23 protein-coding genes are annotated in these 23,682 nt (G+C 63.6%); 13 read left to right on the forward strand and 10 right to left on the reverse strand.

All coding sequences use genetic code 11. The annotated features are described in order from the left end of the window. Positions 1 to 46: 46 nt before the first annotated feature. From mutL to PHA8399_RS18490, 4 genes are all read left to right on the forward strand, one after another. Positions 47 to 1,990, forward strand: a complete 1,944-nt coding sequence (mutL, locus tag PHA8399_RS18475; RefSeq protein WP_058287566.1) for a DNA mismatch repair endonuclease MutL — start codon at positions 47 to 49, stop codon at positions 1,988 to 1,990. Positions 1,991 to 2,021: 31 nt separating this feature from the next. Next, positions 2,022 to 3,404 (forward strand): DNA recombination protein RmuC, encoded by a 1,383-nt coding sequence (locus PHA8399_RS18480; RefSeq protein WP_058287567.1) that lies wholly within the window; start codon positions 2,022 to 2,024, stop codon positions 3,402 to 3,404. Continuing rightward, the gene (locus PHA8399_RS18485; protein ID WP_058287568.1) at positions 3,405 to 4,709 is read left to right on the forward strand and encodes an adenylate/guanylate cyclase domain-containing protein; all 1,305 of its coding nucleotides are present in this window, start codon (positions 3,405 to 3,407) and stop codon (positions 4,707 to 4,709) included. Between the two features lie 88 nt (positions 4,710 to 4,797). Further along, the gene (locus PHA8399_RS18490) at positions 4,798 to 5,121 is read left to right on the forward strand and encodes a DUF3775 domain-containing protein (protein ID WP_058287569.1); all 324 of its coding nucleotides are present in this window, start codon (positions 4,798 to 4,800) and stop codon (positions 5,119 to 5,121) included. A gap of 185 nt (positions 5,122 to 5,306) precedes the next feature. On the opposite strand, the gene PHA8399_RS18495 is transcribed toward PHA8399_RS18490, so the two are convergent. Genes PHA8399_RS18495 through PHA8399_RS18515 form a run of 5 tightly spaced genes read right to left on the reverse strand, consistent with a single transcriptional unit; the run spans position 5,307 to position 9,060 of the window. After that, entirely contained in the window at positions 5,307 to 6,449 is a 1,143-nt protein-coding gene (locus PHA8399_RS18495; RefSeq protein WP_058287570.1) for a saccharopine dehydrogenase family protein, read from the reverse strand. A gap of 12 nt (positions 6,450 to 6,461) precedes the next feature. Continuing rightward, complete coding sequence (locus PHA8399_RS18500; RefSeq protein WP_008554719.1) at positions 6,462 to 6,713, reverse strand: SemiSWEET family sugar transporter; 252 nt, start codon at positions 6,711 to 6,713, stop codon at positions 6,462 to 6,464. After that, complete coding sequence (locus PHA8399_RS18505) at positions 6,710 to 7,762, reverse strand: saccharopine dehydrogenase (RefSeq protein WP_058287571.1); 1,053 nt, start codon at positions 7,760 to 7,762, stop codon at positions 6,710 to 6,712. Before PHA8399_RS18505 ends, PHA8399_RS18500 begins: the two co-directional genes overlap by 4 nt. An 11-nt stretch (positions 7,763 to 7,773) precedes the next feature. Next, positions 7,774 to 8,388, reverse strand: a complete 615-nt coding sequence (locus PHA8399_RS18510; protein WP_058287572.1) for a glutathione S-transferase family protein — start codon at positions 8,386 to 8,388, stop codon at positions 7,774 to 7,776. A 21-nt stretch (positions 8,389 to 8,409) separates the two neighbouring features. Continuing rightward, entirely contained in the window at positions 8,410 to 9,060 is a 651-nt protein-coding gene (locus tag PHA8399_RS18515) for a histidine phosphatase family protein (RefSeq protein ID WP_058287573.1), read from the reverse strand. A 145-nt stretch (positions 9,061 to 9,205) separates the two neighbouring features. On the opposite strand from PHA8399_RS18515, the gene PHA8399_RS18520 reads away from it, so the two are divergent. Then, positions 9,206 to 10,411 (forward strand): hydantoinase/carbamoylase family amidase, encoded by a 1,206-nt coding sequence (locus tag PHA8399_RS18520; protein ID WP_208856340.1) that lies wholly within the window; start codon positions 9,206 to 9,208, stop codon positions 10,409 to 10,411. A 95-nt stretch (positions 10,412 to 10,506) separates the two neighbouring features. Here PHA8399_RS18520 and PHA8399_RS18525 read toward each other — a convergent pair whose 3' ends face one another. From PHA8399_RS18525 to PHA8399_RS18535, 3 genes are all read right to left on the reverse strand, one after another. Further along, entirely contained in the window at positions 10,507 to 10,734 is a 228-nt protein-coding gene (locus PHA8399_RS18525; RefSeq protein WP_058287574.1) for a WGR domain-containing protein, read from the reverse strand. Between the two features lie 122 nt (positions 10,735 to 10,856). Continuing rightward, positions 10,857 to 11,561 carry a response regulator transcription factor gene (locus PHA8399_RS18530; RefSeq protein WP_058287575.1) on the reverse strand — a complete coding sequence of 235 codons (705 nt, stop codon included), beginning with the start codon at positions 11,559 to 11,561 and terminating at the stop codon, positions 10,857 to 10,859. Next, positions 11,558 to 13,459 carry a hybrid sensor histidine kinase/response regulator gene (locus PHA8399_RS18535; RefSeq protein ID WP_058287576.1) on the reverse strand — a complete coding sequence of 634 codons (1,902 nt, stop codon included), beginning with the start codon at positions 13,457 to 13,459 and terminating at the stop codon, positions 11,558 to 11,560. The genes PHA8399_RS18530 and PHA8399_RS18535 overlap by 4 nt, the downstream gene beginning before the upstream one ends. A 445-nt stretch (positions 13,460 to 13,904) precedes the next feature. Between PHA8399_RS18535 and PHA8399_RS18540 the strand changes: the two genes are divergently transcribed. Beyond that, positions 13,905 to 15,869 (forward strand): AMP-binding protein, encoded by a 1,965-nt coding sequence (locus PHA8399_RS18540; RefSeq protein WP_058287577.1) that lies wholly within the window; start codon positions 13,905 to 13,907, stop codon positions 15,867 to 15,869. Positions 15,870 to 15,922: 53 nt separating this feature from the next. Here the strand turns inward: PHA8399_RS18540 and PHA8399_RS18545 are convergent, their stop codons facing one another. Next, entirely contained in the window at positions 15,923 to 16,108 is a 186-nt protein-coding gene (locus PHA8399_RS18545; protein ID WP_008554555.1) for a hypothetical protein, read from the reverse strand. An 88-nt stretch (positions 16,109 to 16,196) separates the two neighbouring features. Here PHA8399_RS18545 and PHA8399_RS18550 point away from each other — a divergent pair, with 88 nt between their 5' ends. Next, entirely contained in the window at positions 16,197 to 17,015 is an 819-nt protein-coding gene (locus PHA8399_RS18550; RefSeq protein ID WP_058287612.1) for an ABC transporter ATP-binding protein, read from the forward strand. Positions 17,016 to 17,117: 102 nt separating this feature from the next. Then, entirely contained in the window at positions 17,118 to 18,104 is a 987-nt protein-coding gene (locus tag PHA8399_RS18555; RefSeq protein WP_058287578.1) for a branched-chain amino acid ABC transporter permease, read from the forward strand. Between the two features lie 27 nt (positions 18,105 to 18,131). Here the strand turns inward: PHA8399_RS18555 and PHA8399_RS18560 are convergent, their stop codons facing one another. After that, positions 18,132 to 18,464: a hypothetical protein gene (locus PHA8399_RS18560; RefSeq protein ID WP_058287579.1), complete on the reverse strand. Its 333-nt coding sequence runs from the start codon at positions 18,462 to 18,464 to the stop codon at positions 18,132 to 18,134. A gap of 102 nt (positions 18,465 to 18,566) precedes the next feature. Here PHA8399_RS18560 and PHA8399_RS18565 point away from each other — a divergent pair, with 102 nt between their 5' ends. The 5 genes from PHA8399_RS18565 (at position 18,567) to PHA8399_RS18585 (ending at position 23,547) form a co-directional block, all read left to right on the forward strand. Then, positions 18,567 to 18,830, forward strand: coding sequence for a hypothetical protein (locus PHA8399_RS18565; RefSeq protein ID WP_058287580.1), 264 nt, complete (start codon positions 18,567 to 18,569; stop codon positions 18,828 to 18,830). Between the two features lie 74 nt (positions 18,831 to 18,904). Beyond that, positions 18,905 to 19,981, forward strand: coding sequence for a branched-chain amino acid ABC transporter permease (locus PHA8399_RS18570; RefSeq protein ID WP_058287581.1), 1,077 nt, complete (start codon positions 18,905 to 18,907; stop codon positions 19,979 to 19,981). A 92-nt stretch (positions 19,982 to 20,073) separates the two neighbouring features. Continuing rightward, entirely contained in the window at positions 20,074 to 21,357 is a 1,284-nt protein-coding gene (locus PHA8399_RS18575) for an ABC transporter substrate-binding protein (protein ID WP_058287582.1), read from the forward strand. 118 nt (positions 21,358 to 21,475) lie between these two features. Further along, on the forward strand, positions 21,476 to 22,312 hold the full coding sequence (locus PHA8399_RS18580; protein WP_058287583.1) for an ABC transporter ATP-binding protein: 837 nt from the start codon (positions 21,476 to 21,478) through the stop codon (positions 22,310 to 22,312). Positions 22,313 to 22,329: 17 nt separating this feature from the next. Next, entirely contained in the window at positions 22,330 to 23,547 is a 1,218-nt protein-coding gene (locus tag PHA8399_RS18585) for a phenylacetate--CoA ligase family protein (RefSeq protein WP_058287613.1), read from the forward strand. The last annotated feature ends 135 nt before the right edge of the window (positions 23,548 to 23,682 follow it).

A 23,682-nucleotide genomic window follows, 5' to 3' on the forward strand; every position in this document is an offset into this window, starting at 1 on the left:
GCGCATTCCGGTGGCAGAATCGGCCCCGCATGCTAAATTTAGCGGTATGAGCAGTGCAGAACCCTATATCAGCGAAAATCCGCGCCCGGAAACCCGACCTGTGATCCGCCAGCTGGATGACAGCGCCATCAACCGGATTGCCGCCGGCGAGGTGGTGGAACGGCCCGCATCCGCCGTCAAGGAACTGGTGGAAAACGCCATCGATGCTGGCGCCACGCGGATCACCGTGGAGATTGCCGATGGCGGCAAGACGCTGATCCGGGTGACGGATGACGGCTGCGGCATGACGCCGGAGGATCTGCCGCTGGCGCTCAGCCGCCATGCAACTTCCAAGATCGACGGCTCTGACCTTTTGAATATCCACACCTTCGGCTTCCGCGGCGAGGCGCTGCCCTCGCTTGGCGCGGTGGGGCGGCTGACCATCACCAGCCGCGCGGCCGGGCATGAGGCGGCGCAGATCCGGGTGTCGGGCGGCAAGCTGGAGCCGGTGAAGCCGGCAGCGCTGCGGGCAGGCAGCGTTGTCGAACTGCGCGACCTGTTCTTTGCCACGCCGGCACGGCTCAAATTCATGCGCACCGACCGGGCGGAAGCGCAGGCGATCTCCGACACGGTGAAACGGCTGGCGATGGCGGAGCCCTCGGTCGGCTTTACCCTGCGCGATGTCTCGGGCGGCGGCGACGGGCGGGTCACCTTCCGTGCCGATCCGCTGTCGGGAGATCTGTTTGACGCGCTGCACGGGCGGCTGGCCTCGGTGCTGGGGCGGGAGTTTGCGGAGAACGCGCTGAAGATCGACGCCAGCCGCGAAGGCATCCGGCTTTATGGCTATGCGGCGCTGCCGACATACTCGCGCGGCGCAGCGGTGGCGCAGTTTCTGTTCGTGAACACGCGGCCGGTAAAGGACAAGATGCTGACCGGTGCTTTGCGGGCGGCCTATTTCGATTTCCTGAGCCGCGACCGGCATCCGGCGGCGGCGCTTTTCATTGACTGCGACCCGCAGCTGGTGGACGTAAACGTGCATCCCGCCAAATCCGAGGTGCGCTTCCGCGATCCCGGCTTGGCCCGCGGGCTGATCGTCTCTTCCCTGCGCCATGCGCTGGCGGAGGCCGGGCACCGCGCCTCGACCACTGTGGCAGGCGCCACGCTGGGGGCGATGAGGGCGGAGCAGCCCACGGCAACCGGTGCGCCGCGGGTCTATCAGATGGACCGGCCTTCCTATGGCGCGCGCAGCCAGTCCTATGCGGCGCAATCCCCTGGCCAGCCGCACCCGGCGTCCTTTAATGCGCCGCCATCGCCGGGGTTTGCCGAACTGGCAGGCGCCTACAGCGGCCGGGTGACGGAAGCCGCAGAACCTCCAGCAGCCCCGGGGCAGCCGTCGGATACGCCCGAGCGTGCCGCGCCCGGGGCCGAAGCCCTGCCGCTGGGTGCGGCCCGCGGCCAGGTGCATGAGAACTACATCATCGCCCAGACCGCCGACGGCATGGTGATTGTCGACCAGCACGCCGCGCATGAGCGGCTGGTGTACGAGAAGCTGAAACGCCAGATGGCCGATAACGGCGTCGCTGCCCAGGCTTTGCTGATCCCGGAGATTGTCGAGCTGAGCGACAACGATTGCGCCGGCCTTCTTGGGTTGGCAGACGAACTGGCCAAGTTCGGCCTGGGCATCGAGGCGTTCGGCGGCAATGCCATCGCGGTGCGTGAAACCCCGGCGATCCTTGGCGAAGTTAACGCAGAGGCGATGATCAAGGACATCCTGGATGAGCTGTCGGACCAAGGCGAAAGCCAGCTGGTGCAGGCCAAGATCGAAGCAATCCTGAGCCGGGTCGCCTGCCACGGCTCGATCCGCTCCGGCCGCCGGATGCGGGGCGAGGAGATGGATGCGCTGCTCAGGGAGATGGAGGCGACGCCCCATTCCGGCCAGTGCAACCATGGCCGCCCCACCTATGTGGAACTGAAACTGGCGGATATCGAGCGCCTGTTCGGGCGCAGCTGAACAATAAACCTCGGTCAAGAGGAGAAGAGCAGTGACACTGGAAGAGGCCCAATGGGCCATCTACGCGCTGGCCGGACTGGCGGTGCTTTTGGCATTGTCCGGGCTGCGGCTGCGCGGCCACGCAAGGCGCATGGAGCAGCTCAACGCCGATTTGCGCACCCACAACGCGGGCTTGCAGGCGGAAGCGGCGCGGCTGCCGGACCTGGCGGATGAACTGGCCACCCTGCGCCGCACAAGTGAGAACGAGCGCGCCGCCCGCTACCAGGCCGAGGCCCAGGTGCAGGCGCTGAAGGCAGAGCACAAGGCGCGGCTGGAAGAGCTGCATCAGATGAACCAGCAGATGGAGCACAAGTTTGCCTCGCTGGCCAACGGCGTTTTGAAACAGAACTCCGAGAGTTTCCTGAGCCTGGTCAGCGAACGCTTTCAGGCGCACAGCAAGACAGCGGATGCGGATCTGGCCAAGCGCCATGCTGCGATTGAAAGCCTGGTAAAGCCGCTGGACCACAAGCTGGGTCAGTTCGGCGAGCGCATCAAGGAGATCGAGCAGGCCCGCAACGAGGCTTACGGCGCGATCCAGGTGCAGGTGAAACATCTGGCCGAAGGCCAGGCCATGCTGGGCGGCGAGACCCGCAAACTGGTGCAGGCCTTGCGCGCGCCCAAGACCCGCGGCCGCTGGGGCGAGATGCAACTTCGGCAGGTGTTCGAAATGGCTGGCATGGCCGAACATGTCGACTACGAGCTGGAGAAAAGCGTGGGCACCGATGACGGCCTGCGCAGGCCCGACGCCGTGGTCCGTATTCCGGGTGGCAAGAGCATCGTGGTGGATGCCAAGACCCCGCTGGAGGCCTACTTGGATGCGCTGGAGGCAGAAACGCCCGAGCAGCAGCAGGCGGCGCTGGTCCGTCACGCAAACCATGTGAAGACACACGTCCGGCAGCTTGCCTCGAAATCCTATCAAAGCGCCCTGGCGGAAACGCCGGACTTTGTGGTGATGTTCATTCCCGGCGAAACCTTTGTGTCAGCCGCGGCCGAAGCGGATCCGGGGTTGATAGAATTTGCTTTTGAAAACAAAGTTTTGATTGCCACGCCAACCACTCTTATGGCTCTGGTCAAATCCATTGCCTATGGCTGGCAGCAGGAGAAGATGGCAGAGAACGCGGTTGAGGTGCAGAAGACCGCCAAGGAGCTTTATGACCGGCTGGCAACCTTCTCGAAAAACCTGGCCTCGGTCGGGCGGTCGCTGTCTTCCTCTGTGAACAACTACAACAAGGCGGTGGGCTCGCTCGAAGCCCGGGTGCTGCCCTCAGCCCGCCGGTTTGAGGCGATGGGCGTTGTGGCAAACGGGGCAGAGCTGGAAGATCCGGGCCAAGTGGAAGTCGAGCCGCGGCAGGTGGCGCTTTTGACGGAGGAGTAGATGCGGCTGCTGCAGGCGCATGCAACGGCAAGACCACAGGAGCCGGCGCTGCTGACTGCAGCTGAGGTGGAAGCCGAACGCATTGTTGCGCTTTTGCGCATTGCCGTGGCGCTGGGCCTGATGCTGGCAATGATGCTGGCCATAGATTCTGTGCGGGCAATTGAGGAGCCGCATCTGCGCCGCCAGATCGGGCTGGCGGCGGCCACGCTGCTCTCCTACCTGACGGTTGGGGGGCTGATCTATTGGGCGATCGGAAAAGGGCTGTTCAAGCCTTGGATGATCTGGCTGGCGGTCCTGGCGGACTGCGCCTTTCTGCTACTCAACACCTTCCTGTCGCTGGTAAATACCGGGGTGCCCGGCGGTGCGCTTTTTGTGATGCCCGCCGTGTGGATGGCGCCGGTTGTGCTGGCCTTTGGCGTGCTGCGGCTCAACCCCCTGCGGCTTGCCGTGATGCTGGTGCTGATTGCTGCTGGGCTTGGCTGGATGATCCTGTGGCAGCCGCCGCAAACAACGCCGGATCTCGCCGGACGGATCGCCCTGTCCCTGGCGTCGCCGCCAAACGTCATGCGGCTGGTGATGCTGTGTCTGGCAGGTGCCGTTCTCGTGGTGGCTGCGGTGCGCACGCGGAAGCTGCTGCACCGCTCGATTGACGAAGCGCGGCAGAAGGCCAATCTGACCCGCTACCTGCCGGCCCAGCTGGCGGGCCGCCTGGCGGGCGGCGGGCTGGAAGCGCTGCAGGAGGGCCGCCAGCAGCCGATGGCGATCCTTTTCATCGACATCCGCGGCTTTACGAGCTGGTGCGAGGGCCGTGAGCCGCACGAGGTCAGCACTTTGATCACGGAATTCCGCGCCCGGGTGGAAGATGTCGCGGGCCGCACCAGCGGGCTGATCGATAAATACATAGGTGACGCGGCGATGATCCTGTTTGAGGGGGAGCATGCGGCGGCGCGGGCGCTGGACTGTGCCGAAGGCCTGCTGGCGGACGTTGCGGAATGGTGCCGGATGCGGGAACAAGCGGGCGACACCGGGCTGGCCGCAGGGATCGGGGTGCATTGGGGAGAGGTTTTCTCAGGCGTCACGGGTACTCCCGAGCGGCTGGAGTACTCCGTCTTTGGCGACACGGTGAACACGGCGGCGCGGCTTGAGCAGCTGACAAAGGTGCATGGTATGGCGCTGATCGCCTCTGAGGCGCTATTGCAGCAGGCCGGGGCGGAGCCCGCGCGCAACGGCTGGACGGCGCTGCCGGCGGAGGTCTTGCGCGGGCGCAGCCAGCGGCTCGCACTCTTCGGCAAGGCGCAGGGCTGACCGCCGCCCCCATTTGCCCCAGATCAAAGACTTAGGCGTTTGGCCCGCGGTTTGATATGCTGAAGCAGCGAACAGAAGGAGTGGAGCAATGCTGGAAATCTCAGTCCGCAAGGTGGCGCAGGTGGCGATGATGGCCCGGGAACTGGGCCGCGCGGAGGGTGAGCTGCGCGCCTTCATTGACCGGATGAGCGAGGACCAGCAGGCGGAGCTGGTCGCAATTATGTGGGTCGGGCGCGGCAGCTTCGAGCCGGAAGAGCTTGGCGATGCGATCTATACTGCCCGGCAGGAAGCGACCACTCCAACCGCGGATTACCTGCTCGGCACCCCGCATCTGGCCGACAATCTGGAGGCCGGGCTGGAGGCGCTGGGCATCGACGTGAATGAAGTCGAGGAAGACGTGATCGGCCGCTGAGGCCAAGCCGCCGCGCATACTGCGGACGCTAAGGCCCTCGGCAGGCAAGGCGGCGCAGTCATCGCGCCATTTGTCTTTGCCGCAGCAGCCGGGGCGCTGCCCCGGACCCCGGGATATTTGAGGCCAGAAGAACAGAGGATCTTGGCGCGTGCCCGCTGGTTTCCGCCAGCGGGCACGCTGGGCTGTCAGCTCTTGCTGTCAACAACCTCAAGGTGCTGCGCCAGCTTGCCGATTTCCTCCATCCATTTCGCCACCAGGACCGGATCGCTGGGCGCGGCGTGGACACCGGCGGCGATCTTGCCGTTCATGGCGGCTTCGATGGCGAAGGACACCGGGTAGGACACCAGGCGCGCCATCGCAGTGCCGCGCGCATCGCCCCAGGCATCCATCACATAGGTTTTGTGCCAGACCTCGGTGCCGTCTTTTTCGGCCTTCAGGCCCACGCAGAGGACAACCCGGTCCGGCTCGCCTTCGTCGTAGGCGTTTTCGGCCCAGAACTGGTCCGACATTTCCTTGAGGCGGGCATCGCCCTCGGGACCCGAAAGCGTCTCGACCTCCTTGAACACACCCGCCCAGGCGTCTGCCCAGCCGTTGAGGCGCAGGGTGCCGCGGACGAACTCTTTCACTTTCCAGTCTTTGCCGAACTCATACTGTGCGATGAAGGGGATCGAGTCGCGGTTGGGGTAAACCTCGAAGCTTTCGGGCGCGGGCAGCGGCGCCTCGTAGGAGGAGATCGCGTCCCAGGGGCGGGCAACGTCCAGCTCCTTGAAATCGCGGATCGACTTGGAGGGGGAGCGCAGCGCCTTCAGCACGCCCAGGGGAGACCAGCTGAATTTATAGCGGAACGGGTTCGGCGTCTTGGGGATGCCGCCGCAATAGGAGATGAAGCTGATCTCGTTATCGGCATCATAGGCATCAGAGGCCTTATAGTCCGCGACCAGCGCGTGGGCCATCAGGTGGTCGATGCCAGGATCCAGGCCGACCTCATTGATCAGGCAGACGCCGGCATCCTTGGCCTTCTGGTCCAGGGCGCGCATTTCCGGCGCGATATAGGAGGAGGAGACGAAGTGCGCGCCGTGCTCAATCGCCAGTTCGGCCAGCGGCACGTGCCAGTCGCCCGGCAGCATCGATACAATCACGTCCTTGGGGCTGAGTATCTGGCCCAGGTTGGCGATGCTGAAGGCGTGGATGTTAGTGGTCAGGTCGCCAACGGCTTCGCGCGCCTTGTCCGTGGTCCGGTTCCAGACCGCCACGTCGTGGCCCGCTTCCAGCAGGCGGCGCAGGCCGGGGATTGCCGACAGGCCGGTGCCGCACCAGTGAATAGTCATCAGAGTTCTCCCTTATCCGAATTTCAGTTTGGCCGCGACGATCACCAGCACGGCAGTCACGGCGCAGATATTTGCCAGGATCAATGGCCAGTCGCCGACCAGCAACCCATAGGCCAGCCATAAGGACACGGTGGCCAGGAACATCAGGTTCGATGGCAGCGACAAGCCGGAGGTGTCTCGGGACGCCCAGGCCTTCCAAGCCTGGGGGATCCAGCAGACGGTTCCAAGAAATGCCGCCAGATAACCGACGTAAGGCGCGATCATTCGGGCAGGTGCTCCAGGAAGGTCGCCTTGGCCCGGCCCCAGACTCCGCTCTCCAGATCGGTCAGAGCCTGCAGCGAGGGCAGCAGCTGGGCGGCATAATCCTCAGAGCTCTCCACCGGCAGCATCGACGGCAGGTTGTCGATGGCCATGACGTCAAGCACCGGAGTTTCGGCAACGCGCAGCACGGGGGCATTCCAGGTGGTGGCGCGGTCATAGACCGGCACCGGGTTGTAATCGCTGTCCGGATCGCAGGCGACATCGCCGATGGCGGTCAGCTTGCGCTCTGCGGCCAGTGCTTCACGGGAAACAAAGACCGGGGTGCCGGGACGGGCAAAGATACAGTTCAGGAACAGATCATGATCCAGAATCTGCGGGAAGGGGCCGCCGTCGGCCGTTTCTGCCATGTCCCACTTGGTGACCTGCACGCCCATCGCCTCGCAAAGGTCAGCCGCGCCGGTGCCGACACGGCCGAGCGCGCCGATCACGATGGCGGTGGGGCGGCCCTTGTTCAAGGCATCAAGCTCGCCGCCAAGTTCGGCCAGCAGCGCATCCTTTCCGCCATAGACGCCAACTGGCCCGCAGATCTCGCCGCGCTGCTGGGCGGCCCAGGCCTTGAGCGTCACGGCAGCGCCAGCATACCCAGCCCAATAGCCAAAGGCGGCGACCCGGCGGCCGGTCTCATCGACCAGGTATTCAAGATCATAGAGCGTGCCGCCGCCAGCCTTGAACCGCTCCAGCAGCGCCTTGCCGGAGTGCTGGCCCTTGAAGGCATGGCCGAACATGATGTGGCGGTGCGGCAGCGGGGTGCCGTCCTCCGGCAGCTCCTTTAGGCCGAAGATGATTGCGTCCGCAGGCGCCTGGGGCCAGGAGTTTTCCGGCGCAATATCGCAGCCCGCATCAATGTAGCCCTGCAACGGGATCGCCCGCACCGAGCTTTCCTCCACCGTGACCTTGATGCCCGCGGCCAGCAGCGCCTTGGCGCCTTCGGGGGTCAGGCCGACCCGCTCTTCGTTGGGGCGCTGTTCGGCCCGTACCCACAGATGCGTCATTGTCATGTCCTTCAAAGCATTCCCTTGGCATAAACCGCGCGGACGGACCCGCGCTGTTCCATTGCCGTCATGAAGTTCTGGATTTTCGGGAAGTCCGCGGCATTCACCCCGTCGCCTTCCAGCCAGGTGCAGACCACATAGAGGTAGCAGTCGGCGAGGCTGATTTCGTCACCCAGCACAAACGGGCCGCGCAGCCCGAACTGGCTGATGTACTCGCAGGAGGCCGCCATGGTCTGGGGCACCATCTTTTGCATGTCCTTCCAGCTGGCGCGCTCCTTGGCCCAGCGGGTGCCGCGCAGCTTGTGGGCGTGGTTCACATGCATGGTGGAGGCGAGGTAGAACATCACCTCGCGCATCCGGGCCAGCCGCACCGGGTCCTGCGGGCGCAAACCAGCCTCGGGCGCCACGTCGGCGATGTATTCCAGCAGCGCGCCGGTCTCGGTCAGGATGCCGCCCTCCACCGCCAATGCAGGCACCCGGCCCTTGGGGTTGATCTGGCCATAGGCCGCGCCGGTCTGCTCCTTGGCGGCAAAGTCGATCTCTACTGTCTCGTACTCGATCCCGGCTTCCTCCAGCGCGATGGCCACGGCCACCGAAATGGTGTTGGGGGCGTAATACAGCTGCATGGTCTTCCTCCCGTTCGGACGTCACAGATGTGTCTGGGCAAAATGCCGGTCCGGCGCTTCCAGATGCGGCACTGCGTTGAACAAAACCGGGCTCCAGTGGCCGCCGATGGGAAACAGCCGGTGCATCGAGGTGTTCATGACTGCCAGTGCAATCCGCGCCATGCCGGCAGTGTCCAGCCCCATCGCCTGCCGCAGCGCCATCGAGATCAGGCCGCCCGACGTCACCACCAGGGCGGGGCCGTCGCCTGCGGCGATCTCCTCCAGCGCCAGACGGGTACGGGCCTCGAAGTCTTCCCAGCTTTCATAGGGCCGGGAGATTTGCCCGTCCGCCCAGGCGGCAAAGACCTTTGGCAGGTGCTCGACAAAGCCCTCGCGTTCTTCCGGGATCGGCAGCCCGTGCTGATCGCGCATCGCCTCGGCAAGGGTGAAATACTGCATCTCGTTCAGCCGCGGATCCTGAATCGCGCCGGCATAGCCCATTGAGGCCGCAGTCTCGATATGCCGGGTCAGCGTGCCGCAATAGACGCGCGGATGATGATTGCCGCTGCTGCGCAGATGCTCGCCCAGCCAGGCCGCCTGCTGGTGGCCCAGATCGCTCAGCCGGTCATAGCTCGCCTCATCCCGGGCGCTGGTGTTGGCCTGGCCGTGGCGGATCAGGGTGATGTGGGACATGCAGGGCAGCTCCGTTGTTACCGGTGGAAGTCTTAGGGAAGGTTCCGGGCAGAGGGAAGAGAGGGTTTGGGCACTGGTCCTATCAATTCCATTGAGGGCGGCAAACTCTTGGAGCACCGTGGGCCGGTCAGTACGGAGCCCCATCATGACCCTCGACACTCAGCGATTTCTCGATGATCTGCATGTCTTGCGCAGCTTCGGCGCGTCTGGTGTGGGGAAGGGGGTGGTACGCCAGGCATATTCAGACGCCGACATTGCAGCGCGCAGATGGCTGGCCGGGCGGATCGAAGAGGCTGGATTGGAGCCGCATTTTGACCCCCTGGGCAACTTGTTCGGGCTGGCCGGAGAGAACAGCCTGCTGGTGGGCTCGCACAGTGACAGCCAGCCCGAGGGCGGCTGGCTGGACGGGGCGCTGGGTGTGGTGGCCGGGCTGGAGATTGCCCGCGCGGCCAAAGAAGCCGGAGGGCCGCCTGTCTCCTGCGTCAGCTTTCAGGATGAGGAGGGGCGGTTCGGGGTGCTGACCGGCTCGGATGTCTGGACCGGCAAGCTGGCGCTGGAGGATGCGGACGGCCTCACCGACACCGCCGGCAGCACGCTTGCGGACATGCGGGCGCGGATGGCGGATCTGGCCGGGGATTTCCTGCCGCACGGCCGGTTCACCGGGTTTCTGGAGATGCATATCGAACAGGGGCCCTATCTGGAGGAGACCGGACTTGGGCTTGGCGTCGTGACGGATATCGTCGGTATCCGCGACATGCGGATCACGTTCGAAGGGCGGCAGAACCATGCGGGCACCACGCCGATGCACCTGCGCCGGGATGCGTTCCAGGCGCTATCGGCCTTTAATACAGAGCTGAACAGCCGGTTTGCCGGTGTGGTAACGGCTGCCACGGTCTGGACCATCGGCCATGTGGCGCTGCATCCCAATGCGTCCTCAGTTGTGCCCGGGCGTGTGGAGTTTTCGATGCAGTGGCGCGATGCGGATGCCGGCCGGCTGGCACGGATGGAAACGCTCATCAAGGAGACGGCGCAGGACGTTTCTGCGGATCACGGCGTCACGGCCCTGCTTGGTCCGGTGATGGGGATCGAACCGGCGGCGATGGACGCGCGGTTTCAGGCCGGGCTGGCTGCCGCAGCGGAGGCACTTGCGCCCGGCAGGTGGCAGAAGATGCCCTCCGGCGCCCTGCATGATGCGGCCAACCTGGCCACGGTGATGCCCGCGGGGATGTTGTTTGTGCCTTCGATCGGCGGCATCAGCCATGCTTTTGACGAGGACACGGACGAGGCGGATCTGGTGCTGGGTTTGCAGGTGCTGGACCGTGCCGCCCGGTCGCTGGCGGTCTTAACCTGAGGGCGTGCAACAGGAGCAGGGCGCTCCCGCCTGTTCCCGGTCATCCTGCCGGATGATCCTCACAGTTGGGCCGGGCGCCGCGGGCGCGGCGCGGGTCAGGTCCGGCCGTAGCCGCGCTTCAGCATCCGCTTGCGGTGCTTGTCGGCGGCCAGAGACGCCTCGCGCAGGTTGCCGTAGATGTTGATAACGCTTCGCCCGTTGCCGCCGGCCACGCCCCATTCGCGCAGCACGGAAACCTCGGAAAACAAGTTCATCGCCAGCTCGATGCGGTAGAACCGCGACGGGCGCGAGGGGGCTTGGCGGTAGAGCAGACAGGTGGCCATGAAACGATTCTACGCGCAGCGATTCGCCCGGGCAAGAGGCCAGTGGCCGCGTTATTCCGCGGCCCTCCATCTGACTGGAGTAAGCGCAGGGTTTTCAGGCAGCTATTTTGCTTTAGCTTGGGTTAGGCCCAGTCCACATCGCCCAGAAAAATGTAACCCGCGCCATAAATCGTCTTGATCAGCCGCGGGTTCTTGGGATCCTCGCGCAGCTTGGTGCGCAGGCGCGAAATCCGAACATCCATCGCCCGGTCGAAACTTTCGCCGGCAGCACCGCCAAGCGCCTCCTGCATCTGGGCGCGGGAGATCAGCCGCTTTGGGCTATCCAAAAACAGCCGCAAGACCTCGCCTTCCGCGTGGGAGAAGGGGGTCTCGGCGCCGGTGTCATCTTCCAGCATGTAGCGGTCAAAATGGGCGGTCCAGCCGGAAAACCGGGCGGTTTCGCTGGCGGGCGCCGCTGTGCGGGGGCCGCTGCGCAGGCGGGCGCGGACCCGGGCCACGACCTCGGCCGGATCGAACGGTTTGGTGATATAGTCATCCGCCCCAAGCTCCAGCCCTGTTACCCGGTCCTGCACCTGGGCGCGGCCGGAGATGATGATGACCGCCGCCCCTTGTTCCAGCGCCAGCCTGTGCACCAGCGCCAGCCCGTCCGTGTCGGGCAGCGACAGATCCACCAGGCAGACGTCCGGTGTCACCCTGTTCAGCGCCGCCTCGAACTCGCGCGCGCGGGCGAAGCTTTGGGTCCGGAATCCCGCATCCTCCAGCGTTTCGGTCAGGATCCGGCGGATTTCCGGCTCGTCATCCAGGATAGTGACCAGGGGGGATGTCATGCGGCGGGCTCCGGTGCGATCAATTCGGACAACTGGTGGGTGGTGAAAGGTTTGCGCAAAACCGGCCCGCATTTCAATGCCTTGCGGAACAATGGGTCGCTGACCGGCAATGAAGTCATCAGAATGCAGGGCAGGCCGGAGCCGTCGAGCCTGGAGGCCAGGTCGATGCCGGTCGCGGAGCCTTCCAGCTTGATGTCAGACAGCACCAGCGCGATGTCCGGCAGGTCGGCGGTCAGTGCGCTGGCCTCATCAACGCTGGCGGCTTCTATCACCGAATAGCCAAGGTCGATCAGCATGTCGCGGAAGGCGGTGCGCAGTTCCTCGCTGTCCTCAACCAAGAGCGCCATGCCGCCTTTGGCGTCGGGGGCCTGGCGGTAGGGCAGCCGCAGGGTGACTGAAGCGCCGGTCAGAGTGTTGCCCAGCCGCATGTCGCCGCCCGCAAGCTTGGCCATGTCGTAAACCATCGGCAGGCCCAGGCCGGAGCCTTCGCTGCCCTTGGTGGTGAAGAACGGGTTCAGGGCCTTCTCCAGCGCCTCAGAAGAGAAACCTGGGCCGGTATCGGTGACGGTGATCTCCACCCAAGTGTGCCCGACCGCGTGGGCGCTGACGGTGATCTGGCCGGATGTGCCGCAGGCATCGCGGGCATTCAGGATCAGATTGAGCAGCGCATCCTGCAGTTTGCCGCTGTCCAGCAGCAGCACCTGATCCGGCATATTGTCGAGAATGCTGAGCCCCACGCCTTGCGGCAGCGACGGGGAGGCGAGGATTTTCAGCTCCCCCAACAGCTCATGCATATTGGTGGCCTGAGGCCGCAGGGCGCGCTGGCCGGTCATCTCGGCAATACGGTTCAGCAGCCGTCCGCCGCGCCGCGCAGCAGACAGCGTGCCTTGGACCATTTCCGCGGCTTCGCCGTCCAGGCCGATTTTTTCCAGCTTGCCCTGCATGCCCAGAATGATGGTCAGGAGGTTGGAGAAATCATGCGCCAGGCCGCTGGTCATCTGCGCCGCCATCTCGCGGCGGCGGGCCTGCTGCAGGGCAACACGGGCCTGGGTTTCCTCGGTCACGTCCATCGACAGGATGTAGACGCCGCCCTGCTGATCCGGTGTGAAGGCTACCCGAATGCGGCGGCTGCTGTGGCTTTCGGTGAATTCGAACACTGGGCTGCCGCCTTTGTAGGCGGCCAGCAGATGCGGCTCAATCCGTTCAAAGGCGTCAGGCCCAAGCGCGTCCGAGATGTGCATGCCCAGAATATCCGAGGGGCGGCTGGGAAAGACTGAACTGAGGCGGCGGTTGGTGTAAGTGTAATAGCCGTCCGCATCCACATGGGCGATATGGGCGGGCATCATCTCGGTGGTCAGCCGGGTGCGGCCCTCGATCTCGGTCAGCTGCCGCTTGGCCTCTTCCAGCGCGGTGTTGGCAGCCTCCAGCTGGCGGTTGGCCGCAGACAGCTCCTCGGTATAGGCGATCAGCTTTTCGGACAGCTCCTCCGACCGGGCACGCAGCAGCTGCTCTGCCCGTTTGGTGCGGGTGATGTCAGTATAGACGGTGACCCATCCGCCTTGCGGCAGCGGCGAGCCTTCGATTGAAATCATTTGCCCGTTGGGGCGCTCACGCTCCAAGTAGTGAGCCACGAAGTTCAGCGCCTGCTCGACCCGGGTCCGCACGATCTCTTCGATATCTGTTTCCGGGGCATACTCGCCGTTTTCCGCCAGAAAGCGGATGGTGTCGGCAAAGGACGCCCCGGGCTGCGTCAGGTGGTCCGGCAGATTGAACATTTCCTGAAAGCGGCGGTTGCACACGGCCAGCCGCAAATCATTGTCATAAATCGACAGCGCCTGGGCGATCAGGTTCAGCCCGGCGGTGGTCATGGCGGCGTGCTGCTTATTTGTACGGTTCATGGCTCTCCCCGGCCCATGGCTAACACCGCTGTCGAACAGGGGCAAATTGCCATTCAGCCGCGGCGGATAAACTGTGCCGCCCCGGCAGGCCAGAACCGCCTTCTGATTGCCGGATGCCAGCTACGGCTGCCGTCCCCGCAGAGCCGCATTTCAGAAAGAATCTCCGGGAAATCGATTCGGCCTGTGCCCGGACCGTGCGCATTCCGCGCAGTTTCCGCCGCGGCAGCCGCGTGGCGGGAAGGATTCCCCGCGATAGGCGCCGGGATGCCTTGCGTAACAAGCTGTAAAACAAGAGGAAGACGCCTGTTACAATTCGTAAGATTTAGGAAAACTTCAGGAAAAAGTTGACGGGCTAACCTGCGGCTGTCCCTAATCGGGGCCAGAACCGCGGACGGCGGTCAGTCCGGCAGCAACGCCGGAAAGGGAGGAAAAAAAGTTGGCTCAGATGCAGATGGGCGCCGAGGGGAAGCAATCCCTGCCGGCGCTGCTTCAACGCAATGCGGCGCAATTCGCAAACGCGCCGGCCTACCGGGAAAAGGAATTCGGCATTTGGCAATGCTGGACCTGGGCCGAGACGGCAAAGGAAATTGAGGCGCTGGCGCTGGGGTTGATCAACCTTGGCGTTAACGAGGGTGATTTTGTCGCCATTATCGGCCGCAACCGCCCCTATCTCTACTGGTCGATGGTCGCCGCGCAGGCGGTGGGCGCTGTGCCGGTGCCGCTCTATCAGGATGCGGTGGCCGAGGAGATGGCCTATGTGCTGGGCCATTGCGGCGCACGTTTCGTGATCGTGGGCGATCAGGAACAGGCCGACAAGGTGATCGAGATCCAGGATCAGCTGCATCAGTTCGAGCACATGATTTACCTCGATCCGCGCGGGATGCGGAAATACGACCACACCCAGTTGCACCAGTTCAGCCATATTCAGGATCAGGGCCGGGCGGCCCGCGACGAACTGACCGGCGAACTGGCCGCGCGCCAAAACAAGCTGAACTACGACAGCACCTGCGTGATGCTTTACACCTCAGGCACCACCGGCAAGCCCAAGGGCGTGGTGCTGTCGAACCGCAATGTGATCGAAAGCGCCAAGAACTCCGCCGAGTTCGACAAGCTGACCCAGAACGAGAACATTCTCTCTTACCTGCCGATGGCCTGGGTGGGCGATTTCATTTTCTCGGTCGGGCAGGCCTACTGGTGCGGTTTCTGCGTGAATTGCCCGGAAAGCGCCGACACCATGATGACCGACCTGCGCGAGATCGGCCCGACGTATTTCTTTGCGCCGCCGCGGGTCTTTGAGGGCCAGCTGACCAACGTCATGATCCGGATGGAGGACGCAAGCACCCTGAAGCGCAAGATGTTCCACCATTTCCTGGCCCACGCGAAGGAAGTCGGCGGCAAGATTCTGGACGGCAAGCCCGTCGGCATGATGGACCGCCTGAAGTACGCGCTGGGCAATGCCCTGGTCTATGGACCGCTCAAGGACACGCTGGGTTATGGCCGCATTCGCGTAGGCTACACCGCGGGGGAGGCGATCGGGCCGGAGATTTTCGATTTCTACCGCTCTCTGGGCATCAACCTGAAGCAGCTGTACGGCCAGACTGAAGCCACCGTTTTCATCACCGTGCAGCCGGATGGCGAAGTGCGTGCTGACACCGTCGGCGTTCCGGCGCCGGAGGTGGAGATCAAGATCGGCGACAACGGGGAGATCTATTACCGTTCGCCGGGCACCTTCGTGGAGTATTTCAACAATCCGGAATCCACGGCCTCAACCAAGGATGCCGAAGGCTGGGTGGCCACCGGTGATGCCGGCTTCTTCGAGGAAGGCTCTGGCCACCTGCGGATCATCGACCGCGCCAAAGATGTGGGCAAGATGGCCGACGGCAGCATGTTTGCGCCCAAGTATGTGGAAAACAAGCTGAAGTTCTACCCGGACATCCTGGAAGCGGTGCTGTTCGGCAATGGCCGCGACCGGTGTGTCGCCTTTATCAACATCGACCTGACGGCCGTGGGCAACTGGGCCGAGCGCAACAATATCGCCTACGCCTCCTACCAGGAGCTGGCGGGCCATCCGAAGGTTCTGGAAACCATCCGTTCGCATGTGACGCAGGTGAACAAATCGGTTGCGGAAGACCCGATGCTGTCGGGCTGCCAGATCCACCGCTTTGTGGTGCTGCACAAGGAACTGGATGCCGATGACGGCGAGATGACCCGCACCCGCAAGGTGCGCCGCCGCATCGTGGAAGAGAAATTCGATGATATCATCACCGCGCTTTACGACGGTTCGGAAAAGGTCTCGACCGTCACGGAAGTGACCTATGAGGATGGCCGCAAGGGATCCATCAAGGCGACGCTGACCATCGTCGATGCCGAAGTGAAACCGGCAGCGGTTCACAAGGTGGCCGCGGAATGACGCACGTATCTCCGGAAATGAAACCGCCCCGTGCCGGGCAGGCCGGAACGGTCTCAGATCAGGTCGGGGTTAAGCTCAGGGTGGAAGGCCGTGTTGACCACCTGCTGAATCTTGAAGGGGGAACTGAACCCGTGTGTCTGCTCAATGATGGAGGCCAGGCTTTCGGATTGGCTGAGGCCCATCTGCTTGCATTCAAGTGCCATCTTCAGAAGGCAGGAATGCTCAAGTTCGCCGAACATAACTTCGATCTCCTTGCTGCTCGTTTCCCACAAGTATCGCATGGAAATCTTAAAATTTCTATGTGGCAAAAAAATGGAGGCCGTTGTTATGCTTGATAATTCCGAGAGCTACGTCACGGAAGACGGCCGCACCATCGGCGGCGTCGTGATGGAGATGAAAAACATCACCCTGCGGTTCGGCGGCGTGGTGGCGATCAAGGACATTTCCTTTGACATCCGCGAGGGCGAAATTCGCGCGATCATCGGCCCGAACGGCGCCGGCAAGTCCTCGATGCTGAACGTGATCTCCGGTTTCTATGTGCCGCAGGAAGGCGAAGTCTGGTTCCGCGGCTCCAGGCGGCCGCAGATGAGACCTTACGAGGTGGCCCGCCAGGGCATCGCCCGGACCTTCCAGAACATCGCGCTGTTTGATGGCATGAGCGTTCTGGACAACGTCATGACCGGGCGGCTCAACTACATGAAAACAGGCCTTTTTTCGCAGGCATTGTGGAAGGGTAAGGCGGAGAAGGAAGAGACCGAGAACCGCGAGATCGTGGAGCGGGTCATCGACTTTCTGGAGATCCAGCACATCCGCAAGACACCGGTGGCGCGGCTGCCCTACGGCCTGAAAAAGCGGGTTGAGCTGGCGCGCGCGCTGGCAGCGGAGCCGAAGCTGTTGCTGCTGGACGAGCCGATGGCCGGCATGAACGTCGAGGAGAAGGAGGACATGTCCCGCTTCATCCTGGATGTGAACGATGAATTCGGCACCACCATTGCCCTGATCGAGCACGACATGGGCGTGGTGATGGACCTCAGCGACCGGGTCGTGGTGATGGATTACGGCAAAAAGATCGGTGACGGCACGCCGGATGAGGTGCGCAATAACCAGGATGTGATCGACGCCTATCTGGGGGTCAGCCATGACTGAGCCGCAGCGCAGCAAGACCCGGCCCTGGCAGGGTGACATCCGTACACCCCCTGTGCACCCCCTGTGCACCGCCGCAGCGCAGAATTCCGAGGAGAGCCTCTAATGCCCGAACAACTTGTCTTTGCGATGGAAGTCACGCTGAACGGCCTGATGGCGGGCGTTCTCTATGCGCTGGTCGCGCTGGGGTTTGTCCTGATCTACAAGGCCTCCGGCATTTTCAACTATGCCCAGGGCGTGATGGCGCTGTTTGCGGCGATGACCCTTGTGGGGATCATGCAGGGGCAGGTGCCCTTCTCGCATGTGATCAACGCGGTCTTTGGCGGCCATGTCACCCATTTCGGCTGGAATGTGCCCGGGGTGCTGGCGATTGCCCTGACGGTGGCAGTGATGGTGCTGCTGGCCTGGCTGGTGCAGGTGCTGGTAATGAAGCATCTGGTCGGGCAGGAGCCGATTATCCTGTTCATGGCCACCATTGGCCTGGCCTACTTCCTGGAAGGCGTGGCCGACCTGATGTGGGGCTCCGAGATCAAGACGCTGGACGTGGGTCTGCCGCAGGGCATCAACCTGTGGATCGATGAGACCACCTTCAACATGTTCGGCTACGGCTTCTTTATCGACAACTTGGATATCGTGGCGACCGTCATTGCGGCGCTGCTGGTGGCGGGCCTGGTGGCCTTCAGCCAGTACACCAAACAGGGCCGTGCGATGCGTGCTGTGGCGGATGACCACCAGGCGGCGCTGTCGGTCGGCATCTCGCTGAATTTCATCTGGGTGCTGGTCTGGTCGGTTGCAGGTTTTGTGGCGCTGGTTGCGGGCATCGTCTGGGGCACCAAGTCCGGCGTGCAGTTCTCGCTGTCGCTGATCGCGCTGAAAGCGCTGCCGGTGCTGATGCTGGGCGGCTTCACCTCGATCCCCGGCGCCATCGTGGGCGGCCTGATCATCGGTGTGGGCGAGAAACTGTTCGAGTTTGCCATCGGACCGATGGTCGGCGGCGCCACTGAGAACTGGTTTGCCTATGTGCTGGCGCTGATCTTCCTGGTGTTCCGTCCGCAGGGCCTGTTCGGGGAGAAGATCATTGAACGGGTCTAAGGCTCATATGATCTGCTCCCCGCGCGTTCAGCCCTCCAGCCGGCGGAAAGCGGCGATGACGATGGCGGCAAAGACGCTGGCCACCAGTGTGAAGGCGATGCTGAGATCGCCGATCACCTGCCCGGCAATGAATGTCAGCACGCCGGCGCCCAGCAGCCCGATCAGCATCAGCCCCCAGGGGCCGGGCGCGTCGCTGGACACCGCGCGCCGCTGCGGCGCGGCCTGGAACGGCGGCAGCACGGTAGCGTCCTCGACAGTTTCCAGCAGCCGGCCCTTGGCCACTGCATATTCGGATGCTGATATCCAACCCTTCTTCCGCGCGGCCTCCAGCCGCCGGATTTCCTCGAAAATCGCGGTCATTGGTCCCACTCACTTTACCCGCGCACAAGGTGGCAAAGAGATTTGGGCGAAATGTGGCGAAGCCGGGATTTCTGAAGAAGTGGTTAACGGCAGGGCGGCGGCATGAAAAAGATGATTGCCATCGTCAACGTGGTCGCCTGGGCCGGGTTCTGGGCCTTCGGCTATCTGGCGCTGACGGCGGAAAGCTACAGCGAAACCCAGGTGGTGACCGCGGCGCTGCTGGCCTCCGCCGGGCTGATCACCGGCATCATCGCCTATCTTCGGCTGGTGCGCGGCAGCGAGCGCAGCGGCTATGCCAAACCATCGGCGCGGATGACCCGCGAACAGCGCGACGCCGCGCAAGCCCAGTGGGGGCAGGTCGAATGAGTGCCGCCGCTGAAACATTCAAGACAGACACCCGGACCGGGTCCCGTTTGCAAGAGAAAGGGAGCATCTGAGACATGTTCTACCGTGAAGCCGGGGATTTCAAAGTCTCCTATGCAGATGACAGCCAGACCTTCCCGATCAAGTTCGACCGCTACCGGTACTATGTGGTGCTGGCGGTGGCCTTCGGGATCATTCCGTTCCTGATCAACGACTACTGGGCCAATGCGATCCTGCTGCCGTTCCTGATCTATTCGATTGCGGCGATCGGGCTCAATATCCTGGTCGGCTATTGCGGCCAGGTGTCCCTGGGCACCGGCGGGTTCATGGCGGTGGGGGCCTATGCCTGCTACAAGCTGATGACCGCCTTTCCGGAGGTCAGCATGTTCATCCACGTGCTGCTGGCGGGCGGCATCACCGCGCTGGTCTGTGTGCTGTTCGGCCTGCCCAGCTTGCGCATCAAGGGGTTCTACCTGGCGGTGGCGACGCTGGCAGCGCAGTTCTTCCTGGTTTGGCTGTTCAACCGGGTGCCGTGGTTCTACAACTACTCCGCCTCGGGCCAGATCAACGCGCCGGAGCGCGACACCTTTGGCATCCTCATCACCGGCCCCAACGCGCCGGCCTGGGCCACCTATCTTTTCTGCCTTATCTTCCTGGCCTTCTGCGCGTTGGTTGCCCGCAACCTGACCCGCGGCACGCTGGGCCGGACCTGGATGGCGATCCGTGACATGGACATTGCCGCCGAGATCATCGGGGTGAACCCGCTGAAGGCCAAGATGACAGCCTTTGCCGTCTCCGGCTTCTTCATCGGCATCTCCGGCGCGCTGTTCTTTGCGGTCTACTTGGGCGCGGTCGAGGTCGGTGAGGCCTTTGGCATCAACAAGTCGTTCCTGGTGCTGTTCATGGTGATCCTTGGCGGTCTGGGCTCGATCTTCGGCTCCTTTGCCGGTGCCGCCTTCCTGGTGCTGCTGCCGGTGGTGCTGAAGGTGGTGGGCGTGGATATCCTGGGCTGGCCCACCGACATCGTGGCGCATTTCCAGCTGGTGATCGTCGGCGCGCTGATCATCGTCTTCCTGATCGCGGAGCCGCACGGCATGGCGCAGCTGTGGCGCGTTGCCAAGGAAAAACTGAGACTCTGGCCCTTCCCGCACTAAGGCGGGGCGGCACACACGCTGGCGGGGAGAAAACCAAGACCACCCCCGCCGAACGAAACCATCGGATAAGACCAAAGGGAGGATTTAAGCCGATGAAAAAGACACTGACCACACTGGCGCTTGGCGCCGCGATGGCAGCCGGTCCGGCAATGGCCGATCTGGTGTTCCCGGACCTCAGCTACCGGACCGGGCCTTATGCGGCTGGCGGCATCCCGTTTTCGGACGGCTACAACGACTATTTCACCCTGCTGAACGAGCGCGATGGCGGCATCGGCGGCGTCAAGGCCAAGGTGGTGGAATGCGAGACCGGCTATAACACCGAGAAGGGTGTGGAATGCTACGAGTCCACCAAGGGCCAGGGCGCGCTGATCTATCAGCCGCTGTCCACCGGCATCACCTATCAGCTGATCCCCAAAGTGACCGCGGACAACATCCCGCTGCACACCATGGGCTATGGCCGCACCTCGGCCGCGAACGGCCAGGTGTTCAGCCACGTGTTCAACTACCCGGCCAACTACTGGAACGGCGCGTCGGGTGTGATCAACTACCTGCTGGAAGAGAACGGCGGCGATCTGAACGGCAAGAAGATTGCGCTGGTCTACCACAACTCCGCCTATGGCAAGGAGCCGATCCGCACCCTGGAGGAGCTGTCCAAGAAGCATGGCTTTGAGCTGGTTGCGCTGCCGGTCGACCATCCCGGCCAGGAGCAGAAATCGCAGTGGCTGCAGATCCGCCGCGACCGTCCCGACTATGTCGTGATGTGGGGCTGGGGCGTGATGAACCAGGTGGCGATCCAAGAAGCCGCCAACATCCGCTTCCCGATGGAGAACTTCATCGGCGTCTGGTGGTCCGGTGCCGAGCATGACGTGCTGCCCGCAGGCGACAAGGCTGATGGCTATAAGGCGGTGACCTTCCACAACGTGGGCCGCGACTTCCCGGTGTTTGACGACATCCAGAAATATGTCGTGGATGCGGGCAAAGCGGCAGGCGCCGGCGATCAGGTCGGCAACGTGCTGTACAACCGCGGCATGTATGCGGCAATGCTGGCCGCCGAAGCTGCCAAGACGGCACAGGAGATCCACGGCACCAAGGACATCACCCCTGCGATGATGCGCGACGGCATGGAAGCGCTGGTGATCGACGAGGCGAAGATGGAAGCGCTGGGAATGCCGAACTTCGGCCCGACCTTCAGCGTCTCCTGCGAAAACCACGGCGGTCCGGGTCTGGTTGGTGTGACCCAGTGGGATGCGGAGAGCAAGACCTGGTCGCTGATCTCTGACTTCAAACCGTCCGATACCGAAGTGATCGGCAAGCTGGTCGAGGAAGATTCGGCTGCTTACGCGGCAGAAAACAACATCGAACCCAACTGCAAATAACGGGCTCATGCCGGCCCCCGTCCCAGGGGGCCGGAACGAAACCGGCGCGGCGGCACGCTGCCGCGCCACTCAACGGGATCCCGGATCTGGTCCGGGACAGGCATGAGGACACGCTTTGATGCTGGATGCAGCGAACACCGCCGACGTGCAGGCCGAGACCCTGCTGGAGGTCAACAATATCGAGGTGATCTACAATCACGTGATCCTCGTCCTGAAGGGCGTGAGCCTGAATGTGCCCAAGGGCGGCATCACCGCGCTGCTGGGCGGCAACGGCGCCGGCAAGACCACAACGCTGAAGGCGGTGTCGAACCTGCTGCATTCGGAGCGCGGCGAGGTCACCAAGGGCTCTATCAAATACCGCGGCGAGGCCGTGCATGAGCAGGATCCGGCGGAGCTGGTGAAGAAGGGCGTCATCCAGGTGATGGAAGGCCGCCACTGCTTTGAGCACCTGACGGTGGAAGAGAACCTGCTCACCGGCGCTTATACACGCTCGGATGGCGGCGCGAATATCCAGAGAGACCTGGAAATGGTCTACAGCTATTTCCCGCGCCTGAAGGAGCGGCGGAAGAGCCAGGCCGGCTATACCTCGGGCGGCGAGCAGCAGATGGTGGCGATGGGCCGCGCGCTGATGTCGCGGCCGGAGACCATCCTGCTGGACGAGCCGTCGATGGGGCTGGCGCCGCAGCTGGTGGAGCAGATCTTTGAGATCGTGAAGTCGATCAATGAAAACGAGGGTGTGACCTTCCTCTTGGCGGAGCAGAACACCAACGTCGCCCTGCGCTATGCCCACTACGGCTATATCCTGGAATCGGGCCGGGTGGTGATGGACGGGCCCGCGGCGGAGCTGCGGGAGAACCCGGATGTGAAGGAATTCTACCTCGGGATGTCGGATGAAGGACGCAAGAGCTTCCGCGACGTGCGGTCCTACCGCCGCCGCAAGAGGTGGCTGAGCTGATGCGGGGAGATGACGTGATGAGCTTTTTTGACACGCTTGAAACCCGCAGCGCAGACGAACGCGCCGCAGATCTGGCCCGGGCGCTGCCGGAGCAGATCGCCCGCGCGAAAACCGCATCCGGGTATGCCGCGCTGCTGGACGGGGTGAACCCGGCCGCGGTGACCTCGGCTGAGGCCTTGGCCAAGCTGCCGGTGCTGCGCAAATCGGAGCTGAGCCGGGCGCAGGCTGAGAACCCGCCCTTTGGCGGCTTTACCGTGAAGCCCGCGCATGGCTTTGCCCATATCTTCCAAAGCCCCGGCCCGATTTACGAGCCGGGCGGGGTGGACGGCGACTGGTGGCGGATGGGGCGGTTCCTGAACGCCGCCGGCATCGGACAGGGCGATGTGGTGCAGAACTGCTTTGGCTACCATCTGACGCCTGCCGGCATGATCTTTGAAAACGGCGCGCGGGCGGTTGGTGCGGCGGTGCTGCCGGCCGGGACCGGCCAGACCGAGCTGCAGGTAACTGCCGCGCGCGATGTGGGCGCCACCGCCTATGCCGGCACGCCGGATTACCTGAAGGTGATCCTGGACAAGGCCGATGCGATGGGCGTGGAGCTGGCGTTTTCCAAGGCGGCGGTGGGCGGCGGTGCGCTGTTCCCCAGCTTGCGCCAGGAATACGCCGACCGCGGGATTACCTGCCTGCAATGCTATGCCACCGCCGATCTGGGCAATATCGCCTATGAAAGCGCGGCGATGGAGGGGATGATTGTTGACGAGCATGTGATCGTCGAAATCGTCACCCCCGGCACCGGCAATCCGGTGGCGCCGGGCGAGGTGGGCGAGGTTGTGGTGACCACGCTGAACCCCGATTACCCGCTGATCCGCTTTGCAACCGGCGATCTGTCGGCTGTCATGCCGGGTGTTTCGCCCTGCGGCCGCACCAACATGCGGATCAAGGGCTGGATGGGCCGCGCCGATCAGACCACCAAGATCAAGGGCATGTTCGTGCGCCCCGAGCAGGTGGCAGCGCTGGTTGAAAAGCATGACGAAATCGTCAAGGCCCGGGTGATTGCCAGCCGTGACGGCGAAATGGACGCGATGACCGTGCAAATCGAATCCGCTGGCGGCGACGAGGCGGCCTATGCCCGTTCGGTGATCGAAGTGCTGAAGCTTAAGGGCAAGGTCGAGGTTGTCGCGCCGGGCGCGCTGCCCAAGGACGGTCTGGTGATCGAGGATCAGCGCAGTTACGACTGACCCGGGCTGACCAGCTGAGGGAAACGGGCGCCGGATGCAGGCGCCCGTTTGCTGTCGCGGCGCCCGCCTGGACCGCGCCGTGCTTTCCGGCTGGAATTTCTGACTGGAATAGTCGAAATAGGGCGGTGAGACCCT

It is taken from the genome of Leisingera aquaemixtae (assembly GCF_001458395.1).
GTDB lineage: Bacteria > Pseudomonadota > Alphaproteobacteria > Rhodobacterales > Rhodobacteraceae > Leisingera > Leisingera aquaemixtae.